Origin of the sequence: Cellulosimicrobium cellulans (assembly GCF_007679345.1) — a bacterium.
Lineage (GTDB): Bacteria > Actinomycetota > Actinomycetes > Actinomycetales > Cellulomonadaceae > Cellulomonas > Cellulomonas cellulans_A.
In genome coordinates, this window is record NZ_VEGH01000006.1 from 122,602 (window position 1) to 138,420 (window position 15,819).

Below are 15,819 nucleotides of genomic sequence, written 5' to 3' on the forward strand. Positions count from 1 at the left end.
GCGCGGTCTCCGGCCGGTCCTCCGTCGGACCGGTCGCCACTCTACCTACCGAACGGTAGGTAACGGCAAGCGCCCCGCCCCCCGGATGCCGGATGCCCCCGGCAGACGGACGATCGCAGGATCCGTCGCGCGGCTCCGCGCGGCGACCAGGGCGGGCCCACGCGGCCGCCGGACGAGGGGAGCCAGCATGCGCGCAGTCGTGTACCGCGGTCCGAAGCAGGTCGAGGTCGTCGAGGTCCCGGACGCCCGGATCGAGCAGCCCACCGACGTCCTCGTCCGCATCACCACCACCAACATCTGCGGCTCCGACCTGCACATGTACGAGGGGCGGACCTCCGTGGAGGAGGGGAAGGTCCTCGGCCACGAGAACATGGGGGTCGTCGAGGAGGTCGGCCCGGCCGTCACCCGGATCCGCGTCGGGGACCGGGTCAGCGTCCCGTTCAACATCGCGTGCGGCACCTGCCGCAACTGCCTCCAGGGCTGGACCTCGTTCTGCCTGCGGACCAACCCGCTCGAGGGCATGGTGGGCGCCGCGTACGGCTACGCGAACATGGGGCCGTACGACGGCGGCCAGGCGGAGTACCTCCGGGTGCCCTACGGCGACGTCAACCTGCTCGAGCTCCCCGAGGGCACCGAGCACGAGAACGACTTCACCATGCTGAGCGACATCTTCCCGACCGGCTGGCACGGGACCGAGCTCGCCCGCATGCAGCCCGGCGACGACGTCGCGGTGTACGGCGCCGGGCCCGTCGGTCTCATGGCCGCGCACAGCGCGCTCATCCGCGGGGCGTCCCGCGTGTTCGTCGTCGACAAGGAGCCCGACCGGCTGCGGCTCGCCGAGAGCATCGGCGGCATCGGGATCGACTTCTCCGCCGGTGACCCCGTCGAGCAGATCATGGACGCCACCCGCGGCCGCGGCACCGACTGCGGCGTCGAGGCCGTCGGCTACCAGGCGCACGACCCCTCCGGGGACGAGCACCCCGAGCTGGTCCTCGACAACCTCGTCGCCACGGTGCGCGCGACCGGTGGCATCGGCGTGGTCGGCGTCTACATGCCCGAGGACCCGGGCGCCGCGGACGAGGGGGCGAAGCAGGGGCGGATCGGGTTCGACTACGGCACCTTCTTCACCAAGGGCCAGCACATGGGCACCGGCCAGGCGCCCGTCATGCGGTACAACCGGCAGCTGCGCGACCTCATCGTCGCGGGGCGGGCCACGCCGTCGTTCATCGTGTCCCACGAGCTGCCGCTCGACCAGGCCGCGGACGGCTACCGCCGGTTCGACGACCGCGAGGAGGGCTGGACCAAGGTGCTGCTGCGCCCGGGTCAGGCGGCCTGAGCGGCCCGGTCGGCCGCGCGGGGGCGCCGCGCGGCCGACCGTCCCGGCGCCCGGTGGCGCTCCCGCCCGGGACGGCGGACACTGGCCCCCTGTGCAGCGCCGCGCAGCGCGCCCGTCACGTCAGGGGAGCGCACCCATGTCCACCCGGGGGTCCGACGAGGTCGTGCGCATCGACGCCGACGCCTCGCTCGACGCGTTGATCCACACCCTCACCCACCACGCCGCCCGCACGCTCGGCGTCGTCGCGTCCGCCTGCTCGGCCGCCACCGTCCGGGGGTGCGACCGCTGGCTGTCCGCGGCCTCCGTCGGCGTCGCGCGCTGCGACGCCGTCCAGGACCGGCACCGGCTCGGGCCGCGCTACCTCGTCCGCAAGACCGGCGCCCCGGCCGTGGTCGCCGAGGTCGGCGCCGACGAGCGGTGGCCGGTGTGGAGCCACGCCTGCGCGGTGCAGGGCTTCCGCTCGGTCCTGGTGGTGCCCGGCACCTACGGGGACGTCACCGTGCACCTGTCCCTGTACTCGCCCGAGACGCCCGACTGGTCCGCCGTCACGCCGCGCGCGCTCGGGCTGGCGCACGGGATCGCGACCGTGGTCGCCGCGCGGGACGAGATCATCGAGCTCGGGCAGACCATGGACGACCTGCTCGCCAGCAGCCGCTCGCAGGCGGTGCTCGACCGCGCCGTCGGCGTCGTCATGGCCCGGCGCGGCTGCGACGCGTCCGAGGCGATCGCGTACCTCAAGGCCGCGTCCGGCGCCCGGGACGCGCGCGAGGTGGCGGCGGGGCTGATCGCCGGGGCCGCGGCGGGTGGCGGGCTGGTGGCGCAGCGGGACGACGAGATGACCCTCGGGGGTCGCCCCGCCGGGGGCGCGACCGCCGGCGGCCACCCGGTGACGGCGTGGGACGACGCCGGCGCGACCGGGCGGGGTGGCCCGGGGGGAGCAGGCCCGTCCGGCGGGGTGCACCCGGACGTCGCCTGACGCGGCCCGGCGCCGCAGCGGCCCGGCGCCGCAGCGGGTCGGTACAGTGCGGTGCGTGCTGTCCCCGGCAGGCCCCGAGCCGGTGCACGTCGACGGCGGTGACCTCGGCTGCGCCCGCCTGCTCGTGCTGCTCCGGGCCCGTGCCCGGGAGCTCCCGCCCGGCACCGTGGTGCACCTGACGACGTCCGACCCGGTCGCGCCCATCGACCTGCCGGCGTGGTGCCGGATGACGGGGCACCGCTACCTGGGGCCGGTGCCGGACGGCCCGGCGCCGGCGACGTATGCGATCGAGGTCGCGGCGGACGCGCGGCCGACGGACCCGGACCGCCCCTGGCACGTCGCGCCGGACGCCTGACCCGCCCGGCACCGCGGCCCCGGCCGGCTCAGTCCAGTCCCGCGGCCGCCTCGGCGTCCTCGATCCCGCGCAGCCAGTCGCGCTTGCCCGCTCGCCAGCCCTCGTCGTCGGCGCCGGCCCGCCAGTACCCGGAGATCGACAGGTCGCCCTTGCCGAGCCCGCGGTCGACGCGCAGGTACCGGCGCAGCTCGCGCACCGACCCGGCCTCGCCGTGCACGAACGCGTGCACGCGGCCGACGGGCCACGGCAGGGCGCGGACCGCCTCGACGAGCCGGGCGCCCGGGGCGGCGTCGCCGGTGTGCACCCAGTGCAGGGCGATGCCGTCGGGGACGTGCAGGGCCTGCTCCTCGGCGCGGTCGCGCACCTCCAGGACGGCGTGCCCGGAGGCGGCGCCGCCGAGCCGCTCGAGGGTCACGGCGACGGCGGGCAGTGCGGAGGCGTCGCCGGCGAGCAGGTGGTGGTCGGCCGTCAGGTCGGGGGTGTAGCCGCCGCCCGGGCCCACCACGACGACCTCGTCCCCGGGCGCCGCGGCGGCGGCCCAGGGTCCGGCGATGCCCTCGGCCCCGTGCACGACGAGGTCGAGCGTGAGGGTGAGCTCGAGGTCGTCGAACCCGCGGACCGTGTAGGTCCGCATCCGGGGCTGGTGCTCCGGCGGCAGGGCGGCGCGGGCGGCCTCCATGTCGACGCGCCCGTCCGGGGTGGTCCACGCGGCGAGGACGTCCGCGCCGGAGGCGGTCGCGCCGACGCCCGGCAGGAAGACGAGCTTGACGTAGGAGTCGGCGTGCGGGGACGGCGCGAAGCCGGCGATGCCGGGGCCGCCGAGGGTGAGCCGGACCATCGCCGGGGTGAGGTGCTCGGCGCGCAGCACGGTGGCGCGCAGGGCCGTCCGCGGCGGGCGGCGCGGGGTGGTCAGGGGCTCGGTCGAGGTCACGCGGGTAGCACCTTCCGGTCGTTCGAGGTGCCGGACGGGTCGGCGTGCGACGACGCGCGGCCCGGGGGCGTGACCGGTGCGTCGGGTCGAGCGTAGGTGGTGGGCCGCGGCGCGTCACGCAGGTGCGGCGCGCGTCTCACCGGCTGCCGTGCGCGCGGCCCCAGGTGTCGACGTCGTCGTTGAGCCGGGTCAGCAGCCGGGCGAGCGCGGCGCGGTCGTCGGCGGACCAGCCGTCGAGCACCTCGCCGTACAGCCGCGCGCGGACGTCCCGGGTCCGCTCGAGGGCCTCGAGCCCGGCCTCGGTGGGCCGGACGAGGGTGACCCGGCCGTCGCTGGCGTCGGCGGCGCGGACGACCTGGCCGGCCTGCTCCATCGCGAGCACCTGGCGGGTGACGGTGGACGGGTCGAGCCGGAGGGCGTCGGCGATGGCGTTGACGCTCGTCGGCCCGTCCTGCGCGAGGACCCCCAGGACGAGGTAGGCGGAGCGCTCGATCTCGCCGCGGGCGCGCGCACCGGCGCGGCGGGTCCGGTCGGACAGGCGCAGCAGCATGGCCACCTGGGCCTCGATCGTGCGCAGGGAGTCGTCCGGCATGGTCACCTCGTCCTCGGGTCGGCCCGGGAAGTCTGCCACGTCCCCCTGGGCAATAAGCCTGTATAGTACAGACATACCGACGACGACTTCCCGAGGACACGCATGCCCAGCCGGCACCCCGAACCGAACAAGACCGCCATCTACGCCACGGCCCTGACCGCGTTCTTCGCGATCGCCGGCATCGCCGTGGTCGACCCGATCCTCCCGGTGATCGGCGAGGAGATCGGCGCCTCCACCTGGCAGATCGAGCTGCTGTTCACCGCCTACCTGGTCGTGATGGCGGTGGGCATGATCCCCGCGGTCATCGCGACCGGCCGGTACGGCTACCGCAAGGTGCTCGCGACGGGCGTGACCGTCGTCGCGGCGGCCGCGGTGCTCGCCGCGCTGTCCGGGAACATCCTCGAGCTGGCGGTGCTCCGCGGCCTGTGGGGCCTGGGCAACGCGATGTTCTTCGCGACCGCGATGGTGCTGCTGGTCGCGCTGGCGACGGACCGCGAGTGGGTCGTCGAGCTGTTCGAGACCTGCGTGGGCCTCGGGTTCGCCGTCGGCCCGCTGATCGGCGGCCTGCTCGGCCAGATCTCCTGGCGGGTGCCGTTCGCCGCGTGCGGGGTGTTCATGCTGATCGCGCTCGCGATGTCGGTCACCCGGCTCCGCGACCCGCAGGACCCGCCGACGGCGCTGACGCTGCGCGACGTGTGGCAGCCGTTCCGCCGTCCCGCGTTCCGCACCCTGTGCGTGGTCACGGCCGCCTACAACTTCGTGTTCTTCGTCGTGCTCGGCTACACGCCGGTGTTCCTGGGTCTGGACGTCATCCCGCTCGGCCTGGTGTTCACGGCGTGGGGCATCGGCCTGGCGGTCGGCATCCTGGTGGTGGGCCACCGGCTCGCGCACCGGATCGGCGCGGTGGCGACGGTGGGCGTGGCGATCGCCGGTCTGCTCGTGGCCCTGGTGCTGCTGGCGACGAGCGCCGGCACGGCGGAGTCCGTCGTGGTGCTGGTGCTCGCCGGCGTGTGCATGGGCATCGCGAACGCGAACCTGACGGACCTCGCGCTCGGCCTGGGCGGGGCGGAGCGCCGCACGACGACCGCGGCGTTCAACCTGGTGCGCTGGGGCTTCGCCGCTCCGGCCCCGGTGATCGCGGGCCTGCTGCACCCGGTCAGCGCGACCGCCCCGTACTGGGTCGGCGCGGGGGTGCTGCTGATCGGCGTGGTCGCGTTCGCCTGGAAGGGCCGCGCCATGGCGGCGGCCGTGGGCGAGCGGCTGACCTTCCGGCAGTGGGACCGCGCCGCGCGTGCGGTCGAGGGGACCCCCGAGGAGGCGCTCGGCGAGGTCTGAGGGATCCGTGCTCGGCTCAGCGCCCGACGAGCCCCGACTCGTACGCGAGCACGACGGCCTGCACCCGGTCCCGCACGCCGAGCTTCGCGAGGATCCGCCCGACGTGGGTCTTCACCGTCGCCTCGGACAGGAACAGCCGCTCGGCGACCTCGGCGTTCGACAGCCCCTCGGCGACGGCGAGCAGCACCTCCCGCTCGCGGTGCGTGAGCTCGTCGAGCCGCGCGTCGCCGCGGGGCGCGGGCGTGGCGGACTCGCCGGGCAGCTCCTCGGCGAACAGCTCGAGCATCCGCCGGGTGACGCGCGGGGAGACGACGGCGTCGCCGGTCGCGACGGCCCGGATGGCGGCGGTGAGCTCGGCGGGGCGGGCGTCCTTGAGCAGGAACCCGCTGGCGCCGGCGCGCAGGGCGGCGAACGCGTACTCGTCGAGGTCGAAGGTCGTCAGGATGAGCACCCGGGACCGGGAGCCGGCGGCGACGATGCGCTCGGTGGCCTCGATCCCGTTGGTGCCCGGCATCCTGACGTCCATGAGCACGACGTCGGGGTCGAGCGCGGCGATCTGCCGCAGGGCCTCGGCGCCGTCCCCGGCCTCGCCGACCACGGTCAGGTCGTCCTCGTCGTCCAGCACCAGACGGAAGCCCATCCGCAGCAGCGGCTGGTCGTCGACCAGCAGGACGCGGATGGGCGCCGGCCCGGCGCCGTCGGGGGTGGTGGTCACGCGGGCTCCTCGGTCGGGGTCGTGGTGGCGCCGTCGGGGACGTCCTCGGTGCGCAGCTCGACGTGCACGCGCCAGCCGCCGCGGTACGGCCCGGCCGCCACGGAGCCACGGTAGACCGCCGCGCGCTCGCGCATGCCCACCAACCCGCGACCGCCGCGGGCCGGGACCGGCACGGGCGGCACCGCGGCGACGCCCTCGGCGTCGGTCCGGGCCGCCAGCGGGTCGTCGAGCCGCTCCGCGAGGCGCTCGCCCAGCCGTCCCAGGCGCCCGGGCTCGGTCGGGGCGTCCGCCACCGGCTCGGCAGCCGCCCCGTCGTCGACGACCTCGATGCCGACCCGGCCGGCGCCGTGACGGACGAGCACGTCGACTCGGGCTCCCGCCCCGGCGTGGCGCAGGGCGTTGGTCAGCGACTCCTGCACGACCCGGTACACGGTGAGGGCGAGGGCCGCGTCGGCGGGCAGGGCAGGCCCCGCGGTGGTCAGGTGCACGGTGAGGCCCGCCGCACGGAACTGCTGCACCAGCGACTCCAGGTCCTGGGTGCCCGGCTGCGGCTCCAGCGGGACGTCGGCGCCGCGCAGCACGCCGAGCATCCGGCGCATGTCGGCGAGTGCCGACCGCCCGGTCTCGGACAGCAGGTCCAGCGCGGCCACGGCGTCGTCGGGCGAGCGCCGCACCGCTACGCGCGCGCCGTCGGACAGGGCGATCATCACCGTGAGGCCGTGGGCGACGACGTCGTGCATTTCGCGGGCGATCCGGGTCTGCTCGGCCGCGGCGGCGAGCTTGGCGTGCTGCTCGCCGGCGTCCACGAGCTGCTGGTGCCGCTCGACCAGCGCGCGGGTGTGCAGGCGGCGGCCCCGCACGTTCGCACCGACGGCCAGGGCGACCAGCCCGGCGACGAGGATCGACCCCACATCGATGTTCAGCCGCGCGCCGTCCGGGCGAAGCAGTGCGCCCCAGAGCAGGAACGCACCGAGCACAGCCAGAGCCGCGCCGCCCAGCAGCAGCCAGCCCTGGCGCTGCGGCCGGGTCGCTGCGACCACGTACAAGCCCAGGGCGAACGCGACGTCGCACGCGCCCGCCGACCCGGTCAGCAGGACCTGCAGCACCGTCGCGGCGCCGAGCCCCAGGGTCACCCGGACCGGCCAGCGGCGGCGGAACCAGAGCGCGACGAGCGCGAGCGTGGTCAGGGCGACGGACAGCCCGGCCACGGCGCCGGACAGCACGACCTCGTCCTCGGCGAACCCGACGTTCGGCCCCGCGCTCTCCACGGCGGGCCCCACGGAGGTGATCGCCGACAGGGCGAACAGCGCGCACACCAGGACGTCCGAGGCCCGCGGGTGCACGGCGAAGAACCGGCGGACGCGGCCGAGCCGTCGCGCGTCCAGCTCGGTGAACGCGGCGGGGGCGGGCTCGGGGGTCGGGCTCAGCGGGTCCTCCGGAGGTGGGGCGCGGCCGGGGCCGCGGGGAACGGCGGCGGCCCCGCCCCGGGGATCCGGGACGGGGCCACCCTAGGGCGCGGCTGTCAGGCGTCGCGGCGCCGGAGCAGCACCGCGGCGGCGGCCAGCGCGACGACGCCCCAGGCGACCAGGACGCCGTAGCCCTCCCAGGGCCCCAGCACGGCATCGGGGTTGTCCGACATGACCAGCTGGGAACCGGCCGACATGGGCAGGTAGGGGCTGATCTTCTCGAAGAACGTCCACGGGATCAGCGCGAACACGCTCTCGACGACCAGGAGCAGCCCGAGCACCGTTGCGAGCGCGCCGGCCGAGTGCCGCAGCAGGGCGCCGATGGCGTAGGCGAGCAGGGCGATCGCCCCGAGGTAGAGCGGTGCGCCGAGCAGGATCCGCTGGTTCATCTCCAGGCCCAGGTCGACGCGGTGCGCCTCGCCGAGCACGGGGTAGGTGACGGCCCAGGACACCAGGGTGCCCACGATGCCGGTGACGATCGCGACCGCGACGACGACCAGGCCCTTGGCCAGCAGCGCCGGCGTCCGGGTCGGGGAGGTCGACAACGTGCTGCGGATCATCCCGGTGGAGTACTCGCCGGTGATCGCCAGGACCGCCAGGACGCAGATCGCCAGCTGCGCGAACTGAATGCCGCCGACGATGTCGGCGGCCGTGACGGTGTAGTCCATGCCGGACTCGTCGAACTGCTGGACACCGAAGTACGCGATCATCCAGGCGATCCCGGCCTGGGCGACGACGGTGATCGGCAGCACCCACCAGGTCGAACGCAGCGACCACAGCTTGATCCACTCGGACCGCAGCAGGCGGCCGAAGGTGACCCGGGCGTCGCCCGAGGGGCGGGCCGCGGCGCGGGTCGCGGGGACGGTGGCGGTGGCGCTCATCGCCGGGCCTCCTCGTGGGTGGGGACGGTCTGCCCCTGCTGGACGGTGGTGCCGGCCCCGGTGGGCGCGGAGTGGTACTCGACGTCGTCGGCGGTCAGCGACATGTACGCCGCCTCGAGCGACGCGGCGACGGGCGTGAGCTCGTGCAGCACGACGCCGTCGCGGGCGGCGAGCTCGCCGACGGCCTCGGCGGTCGTGCCGGTGACCTCGATCAGGCCCGCCTCGACCGAGGTGACGGTGGTCTCGGGGCCCTGGAGCAGCTCGGCGAGGCGGGCGGCCTGCGGGCTGCGGACGCGGACCCGGGTGCCGGATGCGCCGGCGACGATGTCCGCGACCGGCGCGTCCGCGATGATCCGGCCGCGGCCGATCACCAGGATGTGGTCCGCGGTCAGCGCCATCTCGCTCATCAGGTGTGAGGACAGGAAGACCGTCCGGCCCTCGGTCGCGAGGTGCTTGACCAGGTTGCGGACCCAGAGCACTCCCTCGGGGTCGAGGCCGTTGACCGGCTCGTCCAGGATCAGCGTGCGCGGGTCGCCGAGCAGGGCCGCGGCGATGCCGAGCCGCTGGCCCATGCCGAGGGAGAAGCCGCCGACGCGCTTGCCGGCGACGGCCTGAAGGCCGGTCATCTCGATGACCTCGTCGACCCGCTTGCGGCCGATCCCGTGCGTCGCGGCGACGGCACGCAGGTGGTTGGTCGCCGAGCGGCCGGAGTGGACGGCCTTGGCGTCGAGCAGCGCGCCGACCTCCGTCAGCGGGCTCTTGAGCTGCGCGTACGGGCGGCCGTTGACGGTCACGGTGCCGGACGTGGGCCGGTCGAGGCCCATGATCATCCGCATCGTGGTCGACTTCCCGGCGCCGTTCGGGCCGAGGAAGCCGGTGACCTTGCCGGGCTGCACGGTGAAGTCGATGCCGGCGACGGCGGTCTTCTGCCCGTACCTCTTGGTGAGTCCTCTTGCCTCGATCATGGTGTCCTCACAGGGGTGGTCTCCAGGTACGGCACGAACCTACGGACCCGCGGGCCCCGGCGGAACGACCGCGCGGCCGATTCCGCGGACCGGTCGGCTCGCCCGCACGGCCGACGCCGTCCGCCGTGGGGATGACCCGGGGCCCCGCCAGGTCGGCCGCCAGGATGGGCTCGGGCCCGTGAGGGGTCCGGGGAACTTCCGTGGGGGTCGCGGCGTTCTAGGGTCAGTACCACTGCCGGCTCGATCGCGAACCGACCCTGGAGGACCGATGACCAACCCGGTGTTCAACAACAGCGCCGTGTTCGGCGACCCGCGCGCCCGCGGGAACCGCGGACGCGCGCAGCAGACGACGGCGCAGCCGGGCGCGTACGGCGCCACGGCCACCGGGCCGGTGATCGAGGCGCAGTCGCTGGAGCAGATGTACGGCGCGCCCGCGGCCACCACCCGGGACACGGGCCGGCTGACCTACGACGACGTCATCATCAAGACGGGCGGGCTGCTCGCGCTGCTGGTCGTCGTCGCGGCGGCGACCTGGAACGTCGCGCCCGGGCTCTGGCCCCTCGGCGCGATCGCGGGCCTGGTGCTCGGCCTGGTGAACGCGTTCAAGAAGAACCCGAGCCCGCTGCTCATCACGCTGTACACCGTCGCGCAGGGCGTGTTCCTCGGCGGGATCAGCCTGGCGTTCCAGAACATGACCTTCGACGGCCAGGGCGTCCAGCCGATCGTGCTGCAGGCCGTGATCGCCACGTTCGCGACCTTCGGTGCCGCGCTGTTCCTGTTCAAGTCGGGCCGGGTCCGGGTCACCCCGAAGTTCACGCGCTGGCTGCTCATCGCGATGGTCGGCTACCTCGCGTACTCGCTCGTCAACGTCGTGATGATGTTCTTCGTGTCGAGCGACGGCTTCGGCCCGCTGCGCAACGGACCGATCGGCGTCATCGCCGGCCTGTTCGCGGTCGGGCTCGCGGCCGCCAGCCTGATCATGGACTTCGACGCCATCAAGCGGGGCGTCGAGCAGGGCGTCCCGGCGAAGTTCGCCTGGTCGGCCGCGTTCGGCCTGATCGTCACGCTGGTCTGGCTGTACCTCGAGATCCTGCGGATCCTCGCGATCCTGCAGGGTCGGGACTGACCGCACCCCGCACGCGCCCGACGGCCCGCGCCCCTCGAGGGGGCGCGGGCCGTCGTCGTCCCGGGGGACGCGGGCCGTCGTCGTCCCGGCCGGGCAGGCCCTCCGCACCGCCCGACCGCGACGTGCGCGGCCCCACGTCCGGCCGCGGCGGGCTGATCCGCACGGACGTCCGTGCGGATCAGCCGGCCGCGGCGAGCAGGTCCGAGAGCGCCGCCCGCGCGCCGTCGCGCAGGATCGCCGCGGCGTGCCCGGCCACCTCGGCCACGAGGCGCTCCAGGCGCGGGTCGCCGGCCGGCAGCATCCCTGCCCCGACGACCACGCCACGGACCCACCCGGAGAGGTCGCTCTCGTCGCAGGCCCGCGCCAGCGCGAGCAGCCCCGGGTCGTCGGCCGGCTCGAACCCCGCGGGCCCCGCCCGCCCGGAGTCCAGCACCAGCAGCGCCGCGAGCGCGAACGCCGTCGCCGGCGCCTCCCGGCCCGCCGCCCAGGCCTCCAGCAGCACCGGCAGGTTCCGCGCGCGGTACTTCGCGAGCGCGTTGAGGGCGATGTCGGCGAGCCGGTGCTGCAGGAACGGGTTGGTGAACCGCTCGCGGATGGTCGCGGCGAACCGGCGCAGCGCCTCGGGGTCCCCGGCGAGGGACGGCAGGACCTCGCGGTCGAGCAGCAGGTCGAGGTAGCGCGCGACGTCAGCCCGCGCCACCGTCTCCCGGACGCCGACCTCGCCGAGCAGCAGCCCGACCGGGGTCAGCGCCGTGTGCATCCCGTTGAGCACCCGGACCTTGCGGTCCCGGGACGGCCGGACGTCGGGCAGGAACTCGACGGGCTGGCCGGCCCGGTCCAGCGGCAGCGCGTCGCGCAGCGCGGGGTCGCCGCCGACGGCCCAGAGGCCGTAGAGCTCGCCCTTGACGACGAGCCGGTCGGCGAAGCCGATCTGCCGGTGCACGTCGGCGATCTCGTCCCGGGGGTAGCCGGGCACGATCCGGTCGACCAGCGTGTCGTGGAACGTGCAGGACCGCTCGACCCAGTCGACGAACGCCGCCGGCAGGTCGTTCGCGGCCGCGTGCGCGAGGACGTAGCGGCGCAGGGTGCTCGCGTTGTCCTCGATCAGCTCGCAGCACACGACGTGCAGGCCGGCCGCGGGGTCGCCGCCGAAGTGCCGGAACCGGTCCAGCAGCAGCGCGGTGACCTTCGCGGGGAACGACGCCGGCGGCGTGGCGGCGAGGTCGTCGCCCTCGACCCAGGCGATGCCGGCCTCGGTGGTGTTGGACACCAGGACCCGCAGCGACGGCTCGAGGTAGGTCGCGCGGTAGGCGGCGAACTCCTCGTGCGCCCGCACGACCCGCTGGATCGCGGTGACCCGGGTGACCTGCCGCACGGGCTCGCCGTCGCGGACGCCCTCCAGCAGCACGTGGTAGATCCCGTCCTGCTCGCGCAGCAGGTCGAGCGCGCGGTCCGGCCCGGGGGTGGCGTGCACGACGGCGACCCCGTCGCGGGTGACGCCGGCGTCGTTGGCGCCCTGGATCATCTGGTCGACGAACGCGCGCAGGAAGTTCCCGGCGCCGAACTGCAGGACGGTGAGCGGCAGCGCGTCGCGCGGCACGGTGGACGCGTCGGGGACGGGCAGGGGCTGGGGCGTCGTGGTCATGTGGCCTCGTAGGCGCGCAGGGGCAGGTGGTAGGCGAGGTCGGCCGCGGTGTCGACCGCCTCGTCGAGGTCGAGCCGGTGCTCGACGACGAGCCGGGCCAGGTACCCGGCGTCGACGCGGCGGGCCAGGTCGTGCCGGGCCGGGATCGACACGAACGCGCGGGTGTCGTCGACGAACCCCGAGGTGTTGGCGAACCCGGCGGTCTCGGTCACCGCCTCGCGGTAGCGGCGCATGGCGTCCGGGGCGTCGAGGAACCACCACGGCGCCCCGAGCCGGACCGACGGGTAGACGCCGGCCAGCGGGGCGAGCTCGCGGGAGAACGTGGACTCGTCGACCGTGAACAGGATGGTCCGGAACCCCGGGTGCCGCCCGAAGGCGGCCAGCAGGGGGCGCAGGGCGCGGGTGTACTCCGTCGCGACCGGGATGTCGTAGCCGCGGTCCGGGCCGAACGCGGCGGCCACCGCCGGGTCGTGGTCCCGGAGCACCCCGGGGTGCAGCTGCAGCACCAGGCCGTCGTCGGCGGCCATCGCCGCCATCTGGAACAGCATGTGGCCGGCGAAGGCGGCGGCGTCCGCGGCCGGGACCCGCCCGCGCAGCGCCGCGGCGAACACCCGCTCCGCCTCGGCGTCCGTCAGGGGCGTGGTGCCGGTGGCGAGCAGCCCGTGGTCGGAGGCCCGGGCGCCCGCGGCCTTGAACCGGGCGCGCTGCACCCGCAGGGCCTCGACGTACCCGGCGTACGACTCGACGTCGGCGCCGGTGGCGGCGCCCAGCCGGTCGAGGTCGGCGCGCCAGCCCGGTCGGTCGACGGCGAGCAGGGCGTCGGGGCGGAACGTCGGGAGCACCCGGTGCCCGAGCCCGTCGGCGGCGAGGCGGGCGTGCGCGTCCAGCGTGGACCAGGCCGGGTCGGTGGTGCTGATGACCTCGATGCCGAACCGGTCGAGCAGCGCCCGCGGCCGGAACGCGGGGTCGTCGATGGCGGCCTGCACCCGGTCGTAGAGCGCGTCGGCGGTGGCGGCGCTGGGCCGCTCGGTGATGCCGAAGATCTCGACCAACTCGGTCTCCAGCCAGAACCGGGTCGGGGTGCCCCGGAACAGCGGCCACCCGGCGCAGAACCGGCGCCAGATCGCCCGCGGGTCCGTCTCGGCCGCGATGCCGGTGCCGCCGCGCACGGGGGCGACGCCGAGCTGCTCGATGCCGGCCCCCTGCGAGGCCAGCATCCGGACCAGGTAGTGGTCCGGCACGACGAGCAGCTGGGCCGGGTCCGGGAACGGGGAGTCCTCCGCGAACCACTCCACCGGCACGTGCCCGTGCATCGCCACCAGCGGCAGGTCGCGGGTGGCGCGGTAGATCTCCCGGGCGACCGGCCGGGTGACCGGGTCGGCGGGCAGCGCGCGGTCGGGGTGCAGCGTCCAGGCGCCCTCCGGGCGGGCCGGGGCGGTCACCGGGACGCCCCGAGGCCGTGCCGCCGGTCCATCTCGGCGGCGAGCAGCAGGAACGGGCCGACGCCCTTGTGGTCGTTCGTGACGATCGGCTCGGTCATGTAGTACGCGTAGCTGCCGTCCCGGTAGGGCTGCCCGCCCAGGCCGGCGACGTGGCACATCCGGTGGACGTTCACCCAGCCCTGCGCGTCGACGGACAGGAACTGCTCCGTGGCGTGCGCCCAGCCGGCCTCCAGCGCCTGCTCCCAGTCGTCGCCGGCGAGGTGGCCGAGCCGCAGGGCCTTGGCGATCGCGGCCAGCACCATGAACGAGCCCGAGGACTCCAGGTAGTTGAGTGGCCGGTCGCCCTGGTCGGGGATCTGGAACCACAGGCCGGTGCGCGGGTCGCGGACCCGCAGCAGCGCGGCGAGCACGTCGGTGAGCTGCACCCGGATGCGCTCGCGGCCGGGGTGCTCGGCCGGCAGGTGCTCGAGCACGTCGGTCATCGCCATGACGAACCAGCCGAGCGCGCGCAGCCACACGTGCGGCGAGCGCCCGGTCTCCGGGTCGGCCCAGCCCATCCGGCGCGACTCGTCGCAGGCGTGCCGGCACAGGCCGGAGGACTCCTCCACCGTCAGCTCGTACGCGGTGGTGAACTGCAGCACGACGTCGTCCAGCAGGTCGGCGCGGCCCGCCAGCACGCAGTACCGGGCGTAGAACACCGAGCCCATGTACAGGCCGTCGAGCCAGACCTGGTCGGGGTAGATCTGCTTGTGCCAGAACGTGCCGGCCCGGAGCCGCGGCTGGCGGAGCAGCTGCTGGAACAGCCGGTCGGCGGCGAGGCGGTACCGGCGGTCGCCGGTCTCCTCCAGCAGGTCGAGCACGGCCTTGCCGTTGTTGACGTGGTCGAGGTTGTACTCGGCGCGGGAGTACCCCAGGATCGAGCCGTCCTCGCGCACGAAGTGGTCGAGGTTGCGCCGGATGTACGCGGAGTACCGCGGGTCCCCGGTCAGCCGGTGCACGGCCCGGACGCCGTCGAGCACCAGGCCGTCCTCGTACTCCCAGCGGTCGCGCGGGTTCATCAGCGGCTCGCGGGCGAGCAGGGTGTCGGCGCCGAGCACGGCCCACGGGGTGCGCGCGGTGCCGTACCCGCGCCCGGTCGGCGCGTCGGGGGTGGAGTGCGTGGTCATCCCGTCCTCCGCTCAGGCCAGCGCGGCCGGCGGCACGGCGTCCATGTCGTCGAAGGCCTGGTTCTCCCCGGCCATCGCCCACACGAACGAGTACGCCGCGGTGCCGACCCCCGCGTGGATCGACCAGGACGGCGAGATGACGGCCTGCCCGTCGGCGACGACGAGGTGCCGCGTCTCCTCGGGCCGGCCGAGCAGGTGGATCACCCGGGCGTCCTCGGGCAGGTCGACGTACAGGTAGCACTCGGTACGCCGGTCGTGGGTGTGGGCCGGCATGGTGTTCCACATCGAGCCCGGGTGCAGCGTCGTGACGCCCATCATCACCTGGCAAGTGCGGACGCCGTCCGGGTGCAGGTACTGGCGCAGGGTCCGGCGGTTCGACGTCTCCTGGTCGCCGAGCTCGCGGACCGTGCCCGCCTCCGGCAGCACGCGCGCGGCGGGGTACGCCGTGTGCGCGGGCGCCGACACGAGGTAGAGCCGTGCGCCGGATCCCTCCGCGGCGTCGGCGAACGTCACGTCCCGGACGCCGCGGCCCAGGTAGAGGCACGCGCGCGGCGGCAGCTCGTAGGTGGTCCCGTCCGCCTCCACCACGGCCGGGCCGCCGACGTTGACGATCCCGACCTCGCGGCGCTCCAGGAAGTGCGCGGCGCGCAGGCCGTCGGGCGCCTCGAGCGGCAGCCGCCGCCCGGCCGGGACGGCCCCGCCGAGGACGACGCGGTCGTGGTGGGTGTGGACGAGGCGGACCTCGCCGGGGACGAACAGGTCGGGCACGAGGTAGCGGGCGCGCAGCCCGGCGGTGTCGAGTCCGGCGATCTGGTCGGGTCCGGTGGCGTAGCGGTTCTCCACGAGGGGGCCTTCCTGGGATGGGTCGGGCGGGGTGCGGGCGGGGTG

General features: G+C 75.3%; 15 protein-coding genes. 5 read left to right on the forward strand and 10 right to left on the reverse strand.

Going from position 1 to position 15,819, the window contains the following annotated elements:
- Positions 1–187: 187 nt before the first annotated feature.
- From FS882_RS09745 to FS882_RS09755, 3 genes are all read left to right on the forward strand, one after another.
- Positions 188–1,336, forward strand: a complete 1,149-nt coding sequence (locus FS882_RS09745) for a glutathione-independent formaldehyde dehydrogenase (protein ID WP_158372869.1) — start codon at positions 188–190, stop codon at positions 1,334–1,336.
- A gap of 136 nt (positions 1,337–1,472) precedes the next feature.
- On the forward strand, positions 1,473–2,312 hold the full coding sequence (locus tag FS882_RS09750) for an ANTAR domain-containing protein (protein WP_158372870.1): 840 nt from the start codon (positions 1,473–1,475) through the stop codon (positions 2,310–2,312).
- Positions 2,313–2,367: 55 nt separating this feature from the next.
- Positions 2,368–2,667: a sulfurtransferase TusA family protein gene (locus tag FS882_RS09755; RefSeq protein WP_222848182.1), complete on the forward strand. Its 300-nt coding sequence runs from the start codon at positions 2,368–2,370 to the stop codon at positions 2,665–2,667.
- A 28-nt stretch (positions 2,668–2,695) separates the two neighbouring features.
- Here the strand turns inward: FS882_RS09755 and FS882_RS09760 are convergent, their stop codons facing one another.
- Both FS882_RS09760 and FS882_RS09765 read right to left on the reverse strand, forming a co-directional pair.
- The gene (locus tag FS882_RS09760; protein WP_262348191.1) at positions 2,696–3,598 is read right to left on the reverse strand and encodes a siderophore-interacting protein; all 903 of its coding nucleotides are present in this window, start codon (positions 3,596–3,598) and stop codon (positions 2,696–2,698) included.
- 136 nt (positions 3,599–3,734) lie between these two features.
- Positions 3,735–4,190 (reverse strand): MarR family winged helix-turn-helix transcriptional regulator, encoded by a 456-nt coding sequence (locus tag FS882_RS09765; RefSeq protein ID WP_158372872.1) that lies wholly within the window; start codon positions 4,188–4,190, stop codon positions 3,735–3,737.
- A 102-nt stretch (positions 4,191–4,292) separates the two neighbouring features.
- Here FS882_RS09765 and FS882_RS09770 point away from each other — a divergent pair, with 102 nt between their 5' ends.
- Positions 4,293–5,525 carry an MFS transporter gene (locus FS882_RS09770; RefSeq protein ID WP_158372873.1) on the forward strand — a complete coding sequence of 411 codons (1,233 nt, stop codon included), beginning with the start codon at positions 4,293–4,295 and terminating at the stop codon, positions 5,523–5,525.
- Positions 5,526–5,541: 16 nt separating this feature from the next.
- On the opposite strand, the gene FS882_RS09775 is transcribed toward FS882_RS09770, so the two are convergent.
- From FS882_RS09775 to FS882_RS09790, 4 genes are all read right to left on the reverse strand, one after another.
- Positions 5,542–6,240: a response regulator gene (locus FS882_RS09775; protein ID WP_158372874.1), complete on the reverse strand. Its 699-nt coding sequence runs from the start codon at positions 6,238–6,240 to the stop codon at positions 5,542–5,544.
- A complete protein-coding gene (locus FS882_RS09780) occupies positions 6,237–7,583 on the reverse strand; it encodes a sensor histidine kinase (RefSeq protein ID WP_158372875.1) in 1,347 nt (448 codons plus the stop codon). Before FS882_RS09780 ends, FS882_RS09775 begins: the two co-directional genes overlap by 4 nt.
- Before the next feature lie 179 nt (positions 7,584–7,762).
- Entirely contained in the window at positions 7,763–8,587 is an 825-nt protein-coding gene (locus FS882_RS09785; protein ID WP_158372876.1) for an ABC transporter permease subunit, read from the reverse strand.
- Entirely contained in the window at positions 8,584–9,552 is a 969-nt protein-coding gene (locus FS882_RS09790; protein ID WP_158372877.1) for an ABC transporter ATP-binding protein, read from the reverse strand. Before FS882_RS09790 ends, FS882_RS09785 begins: the two co-directional genes overlap by 4 nt.
- A gap of 268 nt (positions 9,553–9,820) precedes the next feature.
- Between FS882_RS09790 and FS882_RS09795 the strand changes: the two genes are divergently transcribed.
- Entirely contained in the window at positions 9,821–10,678 is an 858-nt protein-coding gene (locus tag FS882_RS09795; protein ID WP_158372878.1) for a Bax inhibitor-1/YccA family protein, read from the forward strand.
- A gap of 178 nt (positions 10,679–10,856) precedes the next feature.
- Here FS882_RS09795 and FS882_RS09800 read toward each other — a convergent pair whose 3' ends face one another.
- From FS882_RS09800 to kduI, 4 genes are read right to left on the reverse strand one after another with little or no spacing between them, the layout of a single operon-like run.
- Entirely contained in the window at positions 10,857–12,323 is a 1,467-nt protein-coding gene (locus tag FS882_RS09800; protein ID WP_158372879.1) for a tagaturonate reductase, read from the reverse strand.
- Positions 12,320–13,765: a glucuronate isomerase gene (uxaC, locus tag FS882_RS09805; RefSeq protein ID WP_158372880.1), complete on the reverse strand. Its 1,446-nt coding sequence runs from the start codon at positions 13,763–13,765 to the stop codon at positions 12,320–12,322. Before uxaC ends, FS882_RS09800 begins: the two co-directional genes overlap by 4 nt.
- Positions 13,762–14,931 carry a glycoside hydrolase family 105 protein gene (locus tag FS882_RS09810; protein ID WP_158372881.1) on the reverse strand — a complete coding sequence of 390 codons (1,170 nt, stop codon included), beginning with the start codon at positions 14,929–14,931 and terminating at the stop codon, positions 13,762–13,764. The genes uxaC and FS882_RS09810 overlap by 4 nt, the downstream gene beginning before the upstream one ends.
- Before the next feature lie 12 nt (positions 14,932–14,943).
- A complete protein-coding gene (gene kduI, locus FS882_RS09815) occupies positions 14,944–15,774 on the reverse strand; it encodes a 5-dehydro-4-deoxy-D-glucuronate isomerase (RefSeq protein ID WP_158372882.1) in 831 nt (276 codons plus the stop codon).
- Positions 15,775–15,819 lie beyond the last annotated feature (45 nt).